The sequence below is a fragment of the Acinetobacter sp. UBA6720 genome, assembly GCF_002454215.1.
In the GTDB taxonomy this organism is placed as follows: Bacteria; Pseudomonadota; Gammaproteobacteria; order Pseudomonadales; family Moraxellaceae; genus Acinetobacter.
The window spans coordinates 19,811-26,551 of record NZ_DKIK01000068.1 but is presented as its reverse complement, the minus strand read 5'-3'; the positions used below and the strand labels follow the sequence as shown (position 1 = coordinate 26,551).

Sequence of the window (6,741 nt, the reverse complement as noted above, 5' to 3'; positions counted from 1 at the left end):
AAAATGGTCGGGTTATCACCGTCGTAGTTTGGCGGAAACCAAGATGCATTGCATCAAATTATTAGGAGATAAGCTGACGGCAAGACATTTTCAAAGTCAGGTCAATGAAATTCATGCGCGTGTGGCAGTTCTGAATAGATTTACGGAATTAGGTAGACCTCACACCCAAGTTGTCACTTAAATTTGAAAGGATTGGGGAAAATTCAGCTTTTGAATGTTTATGCAACAAAGCCTTTTATAAGTTGAATATAGCGGTCGAAATATGTTTGCAATGTAAGACTAGGTTAAGACATTCGTGCTTTAGGTGAGTGAAAGTACAGTCTAACAACACAGTATTTTGATTTATAAAGGGAAATTAGATTTGTCATTACATTGAAGTACTTTGATACAGCTTATAGCTTGGGTTTTTGAGCCAGTGTTGTATGGTGGTCTTTGTCGAATGTTACGGCAGATGATCAAAGGAGTAGTCTCGTGGCTAATCAACAAAATCAGCAGCAGCGTCAACAGCAACCCAATCAACCGCAACAAAAGCCAGATCAGCAACAACAGCAACAGCAGCCAAATCAAGGCCAGCAAAAACAACCGAACCAAAACCAACAGAATCCAAATCAGCAACGTTAAAGTTGTCGTGATTTAATGAATTTATCTTAAAACACAGCACGGAGGAATCACGCAAAAGGAATTGGGCTAACAGGAGGACTCTATGTCGAATAATGTTGTGAAAACATTAAAACAGAAGATCAAAGCTCGTTTAAAAAAGATTTCTAAGCATCAGTCTAAGCTGAAAGCCTTAGAGAAAAAACTGAAGAAGCGTAAGTAGTTTTACGTAGTTTATTTGAAGCAAAGCCCTCATTTTATATGAGGGCTTTGCCGTTACATATATAAGATATCTTTCAATATATGAAGCATTTAGTATGAATAAGTAACTTTATCTTATTTGAATATCTAAAAATTAGCTGAGTAGTTGAATCATGTCTCGTTTAGTTCTGGGTGGAGCTATTTTAAGTACAAATCTGCTGATGATTGGATGTCAGCCACCGGCTTCGGGTGAAGCAGCGGGTTTGAGTTACCCCTATTTATATTGGCAGTTATATAAGACGCCTTTAGCGAAAAATTTAAATGTGCCTGTAGAAGGAGTAAGCCACAAGCAGATACAGGACACTTGGGGGGCTGCACGTGGGCAGGGACGAAAACATCAAGGTATTGATATCTTCGCTAAACGCGGAACACCAATCTTAAGCGCCACATCAGGCATCGTCTTGGATGTCGGGATCAATAGTCTAGGTGGACAAGTGGTGTGGGTGATGGGACCTAACTTAAGCCGTCACTACTATGCACATTTAGATGCTTATGCGCCTGATATTCAAACGGGGGATTGGGTTGAAGTGGGAGAGGTATTGGGCTATGTCGGAAACACGGGCAATGCTAAGAATACGCCACCACATTTGCACTATGGAATTTATAAGACTGGAAAGGGAGCTGTGAATCCTTATCCGTATTTAACTTTAAATGCATTGAAATAGCCAAGTTTTGATCTACAGTTGTAAAAGTTCGAATGCATTCATTGTTTTGCTCATAGATGGTTCATCAATTTTTTTCTTATTCTTACATCGTTCATTTGTAATATTTAGGGGTAAGTTAAAATATCACAGGTATTTAACATGGACGACCTTTTATAAAGTAACCTACTAATGCAAGTAGGTTACTTTTTTGATTCTCTTTAATATGAAGGCTTAAAAGGCCTCCTTTTTACTGCTTGGATTGGAGGTGGATGTCGTACGGGTAAAATAAAATAGTTGCAGTGTTCCTAAACCGAGGACTCCCGCAGCAAGCATAAACTGAAAGTGATATGACCAACCCAAATGCTGCAAGGTACTAAAACTTAAACCACCAACCAGCTGTACAGTTGCAAAGCTGAGTGTTGCCATACTCCACAGTTTTTTATAGGCCAAGCTGTAGAGTTGTAAGATGGTGTAGGAGGTGAGAAAGACTACCGCAGGGTTCAGTAGGCCTGTGAGAAATGAGGACATGAGCGTAAATACAGGCGAAAAACTCAGAACCGCCATAAAAACTGCCGCAATATAGACACTGTATAAAATCTTTAAAGCCAGAAAGTTGCCAAATTTACGTGCTAAAGCATAGGCAGTTGCAGCACCTAGAGCACTGCCTAGGCCATATAAAATCCAGTTAAAATTGATCCAATATAAATTTAGCGTTAAAATATGGCTTAAATAATCAATCCAAAACAAAGAATGGGGAATATACGCAAAGGCGCTACAGGCATACACAATGAGTAAGCTATAGTAAATTTTATTTACTGTATGAGTCTGGGGCTGGTTTGTAGGAATACTGTGCAGTTGCTTTTGGAAAGGACGAACCAGTGTCCATAATAACCATGTAATGACAAATGCAAAGCCACAGAGAATGAACCATGCGCTGCTGATAGCAATACGGTCTAAATACGGCATAAACAGCGTGGCTGCCAATACACCAATCCCGATTCCGCTAAATCCAATTAGATTAATTTTAAAACGGTGCTGTAACTCACTGCACTGCGCCACAATACTAGGAGATAGAATCATCAGCAAACCACCACTGATACCTGAAATGATGCGCCACACCAAATACCAAACTTCATTAAAATGCGAAAATGCACAGGCAAACAGGCTGATTGAACCAAAAAGCGCAGCAAAAATGATATAGATCGGCATTTTTGCATTTTGTGGCAACTTCATCGCCCAAAATGCGCCGATCAGATAGCCCAGCAGATTGGCACTACCGAGTAGGCTGGCGAAATTGTGTGACCATTCATAGGCTTCGCGAGTGGACGGCAGTAGAGCGGTATAAGAAAAACGTAAGATGCCAATCCCCAAGCACATACTCAGGCAGAGAAAGAGACTCAGTAGTACGGTGCTCGAGAACGTCCTGTTCATCATCATTTGACTATTTGTTTAAAAAATACACTTGAACTATAAGATGAAATTTACAATAAAACAATCCAGTGATGTTCGCCTTTAGTCGAGAGGAATAAAGGTGAAGCCAATTTACTCAGTGTCTTTAAGTGCATTGATATCCACCGCATCACCAATGGTATAAAAATGTCCGCCTGCAACATGATGGATACTTTTCCATTCCTCTGCGGCTTCATGGTAGTACCAATGCCCATCTCTAAAAACACGATCATCTGCATAAGCGGCAATGACTTTGCCAATAAATAAATCATGCTGCTGCTGATTATGCGGTTCAGGAATGAGTTCACACAGAATCCATGCGCTACAGCCTTCGACCACGGGGATTGGGCTGTGACCAAACTGAAAAAGTTCGACCCCACACTGACGCAACTTTTCAGGCGCATCATATTGACTGATCATGCCGAGTGCGTAGACCATTTTCAGCTGTTTAAGTGTAGGGACTTGCAGTGCAAATAGACCTGATTTTTCAATAATACTGCGGGTTTTCGTCGATTTGTCGAGTACGACCGTCACTTTGGCGGGGCTAAACTCTAGGGCGCATGCCCAAGCCGCGGCCATGACATCGGTGCTTTCATCATCTTGACTAGAAACCAGCACGGTTGGGCCGTGGTTGAGTAGCCGATATGCTTTTTCTAAAGGCACGGGCAGAATGTGAGGATTAAGCAGAGATTGATTCATGTAAAAGAACACTTTAACAGCCGTTTTAAGTGCTTTATACCACATTCTAAAACTGCCGATTCAGTCTAAATTTGTACATTCAGTGGGGAATGTGGCGCAAAACCGTAAGGCCGTTTCAATTTTGATTTATAATTATGACAGCATCATTTAGGGAAACAATATGAATATCCCCTTAATCGTCAATGTCATCATTTTTATTGCATTGCTTATTTTACTTGGTCGAACCCGTAAAACCGATTGGAGTTTAGCGAAGAAAGTACTGGCAGGTCTCTGTCTTGGTATTGTTTTTGGTCTCGCTTTACATGGGTTTTATGGTACGCACTCGCCTGTACTGCAAGAGTCGGTGCAATGGTTTAATGTGGTCGGTAAAGGCTATGTCAAACTATTACAAATGGTGGTGATGCCTTTGGTGTTTGTTTCCATTTTAGGCGCTGTGATCAAGCTACACGATGCAGGCTCATTGGGTAAAATTAGTTTTATTAGCATTGGAACCTTGTTATTTACCACAGCGATTGCTGCGTTTGTTGGTGTGGTGGTGACCAATCTGTTTGGCTTAACTGCGGCAGGTTTGGTACAAGGGACACAAGAAACTGAACGCTTAAATACGATTCAAACTGACTATGTCGGTCAAGTGGCTGACTTGCAAGTGCCTGATTTATTTCTGTCATTTATTCCGAGCAATCCTTTTGCCGAGCTGACAGGGGCACATCCAACTTCCATTATCAGTGTAGTCATTTTTGCAGTGTTTTTAGGCATTGCAGGCTTGAACCTAATGAAAGCGGATGCTGAGAAAGGGCAAAAGCTGTTGTCTGCAATTGAGATCTTACAAGCGTGGGTCATGAAGTTGGTGCGTTTGATTATGATGCTCACTCCTTACGGTGTGTTCGCACTCATGACCAATATTGTGGCCAACTCTAAAATGGCGGACATCTTAAACTTAGGTGGCTTCTTGGTTGCGTCTTATATCGGCTTGGCGATTATGTTTATCGTGCACGCCGTGATTTTGGCGCTCACAGGTATGAACCCAATTCAGTTCTTTAAAAAGGTTTGGCCTGTGCTGACCTTTGCCTTTACCAGCCGTTCAAGTGCTGCCAGTATTCCATTAAATATTGAAGCGCAAACACGACGTTTGGGTGTACCTGAGTCAATTGCCAGCTTTTCAGCCTCATTTGGTACGACCATTGGGCAAAATGGCTGTGCGGGGCTGTATCCTGCAATGTTGGCTGTTATGGTTGCACCGACAGTTGGCATTAATCCACTCGATCCACTTTGGATTTTGACTTTGGTTTGTGTCGTGACCTTGAGCTCGATTGGGGTGGCAGGTGTAGGTGGTGGTGCAACATTTGCAGCGCTGATTGTCCTGCCGATGTTGGGCTTGCCTGTGACTTTAGTTGCACTGCTCATTTCAATTGAGCCTTTAATTGATATGGGGCGTACGGCTTTAAATGTGAATGGTTCGATGACTGCAGGTGTAGTGACCAGCCAAGTCTTAGGTCAAACGGATAAGCGTATTTTTGAGCAAGACAATGTGGACTTAAAAGAAGTCTAAGCTGAGCAATATATCGCTTATGAACAGGAAAGAAGCCTATCTTAATGATTAGGCTTCTTTTTATTGGGCGTGTATCCATAAATGACGAAAAACTGTATCTACTTTTTTGCTCAGTTTTTTGCAAAATAAAGCCTCAATTTAGGAGAAAAACGATGAAAATGTATCAAGTCGATGCCTTTACAACTGAATTATTCAAAGGTAATCCTGCGGCTGTGATTGTGCGTGATGAATGGTTAGCAGTAGATTTGATGCAGAATATTGCCTTGGAAAATAACTTGGCAGAAACGGCTTTTGTGAAAGTCATTGATGCTGAAAACTTTGAAATTCGCTGGTTCACTCCTCAGGTTGAAGTGGACTTTTGTGGGCACGCGACTTTAGCCAGTAGTTTCGTTCTGTTTCGTGATTATACCGATGCTAAACGTATCCAGTTTCATGTTAAAGACTTGGGTGTTTTTATCATTGATCAAGATGCTGACGGCAAGATTCATATGAATTTTCCAATTCGTGCACCGCAAAAGTTAGAAGACTATCCTGCGGAAATTCATGAGTTGGTCGATTGTGAAATTAAAGAAGTCTATTTAAACCCACAGGCTTATATTTTAGTATGTGAGTCTGAGCAGGCAGTTAAAGATGCCAAGCCGAACTTAGATAAAATTCGTCAAATGGCAGAAAAGCATAAAGTCAGTACTGCGATTACCGCTGAAAATTTGGATGTTACCTTGACTTCAACGTCGCAAGATTATGATTATATCGCGCGTTATTTCGCACCGCATAAAGGCATCAATGAAGACCCTGTGACAGGCTCCATGCATACAGGTCTTGCACCCTTGTGGGCGGAGAAGTTGGGTAAAACCTCATTGCTTGCCTATCAGGCATCGAGCCGTGGAGGATTACTTTACTGCGATATTCAGTCTGAAACACGGATCCAAATTTCTGGCTATGCCAAGTTATATATGACGGCTGAATTGTACTTAGATTAAGTTGTAATTCTCTTAAAATAAAACTACTGGTGAAAAATAAGCATTGATTAAAATGCTGTTTTTCACCAAATTACTATAAAAATAATTCCACTTTCCTCTATGATGTTGAGAATCATTCATATTTTGTCGAATTATTTGGAAAAATAATGTTAATGCGTTTTAAAACATTGAGTTTGTCGGTATTGCTACTTGGCTTTGGGGGTACAGTATGGGCACAACCCGTATTGGTAAAATCGGAACAGAAAATTGAAGAATATAAATTAGAGAACGGTTTACGCATTATTCTTGCGCCAAACGATAAAGAAAATAAAGTGTATATGAATATGGTCTATTTGACTGGTTCATTGAACGATCCTAAAGGAAAGGGCGGTTTAGCGCATCTATTGGAACACTTAGCGTTCAAGGGAACTAAAAATGTTCCAGGAGATGAGTTTCAGCGCCGTTTAGATCAGTACGGTTTAATGAATAATGCCAGTACAGATTATTATTCAACCAAATATATTAATGTGGTTCGTCCTGAACAAAATGCGATTAATGAGCTGATTCATCTTGAAGCTGAGCG

The 6,741-nt window shown here is 41.0% G+C and carries 6 protein-coding genes and 2 pseudogenes; 6 read left to right on the top strand and 2 right to left on the bottom strand.

Going from position 1 to position 6,741, the window contains the following annotated elements; all coding sequences use genetic code 11:
- From B4F08_RS05695 to B4F08_RS05685, 3 genes and pseudogenes are all read left to right on the top strand, one after another.
- A pseudogene (locus tag B4F08_RS05695) lies at positions 1 to 181 on the top strand (IS5/IS1182 family transposase); the annotation flags it as partial.
- Positions 182 to 471: 290 nt separating this feature from the next.
- Positions 472 to 621 carry a hypothetical protein gene (locus B4F08_RS05690; protein WP_171264481.1) on the top strand — a complete coding sequence of 50 codons (150 nt, stop codon included), beginning with the start codon at positions 472 to 474 and terminating at the stop codon, positions 619 to 621.
- A 350-nt stretch (positions 622 to 971) separates the two neighbouring features.
- Positions 972 to 1,523, top strand: a complete 552-nt coding sequence (locus tag B4F08_RS05685; protein WP_291373720.1) for a M23 family metallopeptidase — start codon at positions 972 to 974, stop codon at positions 1,521 to 1,523.
- A 210-nt stretch (positions 1,524 to 1,733) separates the two neighbouring features.
- On the opposite strand, the gene B4F08_RS05680 is transcribed toward B4F08_RS05685, so the two are convergent.
- Positions 1,734 to 2,936, bottom strand: coding sequence for a YbfB/YjiJ family MFS transporter (locus B4F08_RS05680; protein WP_291373718.1), 1,203 nt, complete (start codon positions 2,934 to 2,936; stop codon positions 1,734 to 1,736).
- A 108-nt stretch (positions 2,937 to 3,044) separates the two neighbouring features.
- A complete protein-coding gene (locus B4F08_RS05675; RefSeq protein WP_291373716.1) occupies positions 3,045 to 3,650 on the bottom strand; it encodes a flavin reductase family protein in 606 nt (201 codons plus the stop codon).
- Positions 3,651 to 3,810: 160 nt separating this feature from the next.
- Between B4F08_RS05675 and B4F08_RS05670 the strand changes: the two genes are divergently transcribed.
- The 3 genes and pseudogenes from B4F08_RS05670 to B4F08_RS05660 all read left to right on the top strand — a co-directional run.
- Positions 3,811 to 5,199 carry an L-cystine transporter gene (locus tag B4F08_RS05670; RefSeq protein WP_291373714.1) on the top strand — a complete coding sequence of 463 codons (1,389 nt, stop codon included), beginning with the start codon at positions 3,811 to 3,813 and terminating at the stop codon, positions 5,197 to 5,199.
- A 152-nt stretch (positions 5,200 to 5,351) separates the two neighbouring features.
- The gene (locus B4F08_RS05665) at positions 5,352 to 6,179 is read left to right on the top strand and encodes a PhzF family phenazine biosynthesis protein (RefSeq protein WP_291373712.1); all 828 of its coding nucleotides are present in this window, start codon (positions 5,352 to 5,354) and stop codon (positions 6,177 to 6,179) included.
- Between the two features lie 146 nt (positions 6,180 to 6,325).
- Positions 6,326 to 6,741 (top strand): annotated as a pseudogene (locus B4F08_RS05660) (M16 family metallopeptidase); the annotation flags it as partial.

Excerpts from the sequence above, each read along its gene's own strand:
- B4F08_RS05680 (WP_291373718.1), bottom strand. The coding sequence starts at position 2,936 with ATGATGAACAGGACGTTCTCGAGCACCGTACTACTGAGTCTCTTTCTC.
- B4F08_RS05685 (WP_291373720.1), top strand. The coding sequence starts at position 972 with ATGTCTCGTTTAGTTCTGGGTGGAGCTATTTTAAGTACAAATCTGCTG.
- B4F08_RS05675 (WP_291373716.1), bottom strand. The coding sequence starts at position 3,650 with ATGAATCAATCTCTGCTTAATCCTCACATTCTGCCCGTGCCTTTAGAA.
- B4F08_RS05670 (WP_291373714.1), top strand. The coding sequence starts at position 3,811 with ATGAATATCCCCTTAATCGTCAATGTCATCATTTTTATTGCATTGCTT.
- B4F08_RS05665 (WP_291373712.1), top strand. The coding sequence starts at position 5,352 with ATGAAAATGTATCAAGTCGATGCCTTTACAACTGAATTATTCAAAGGT.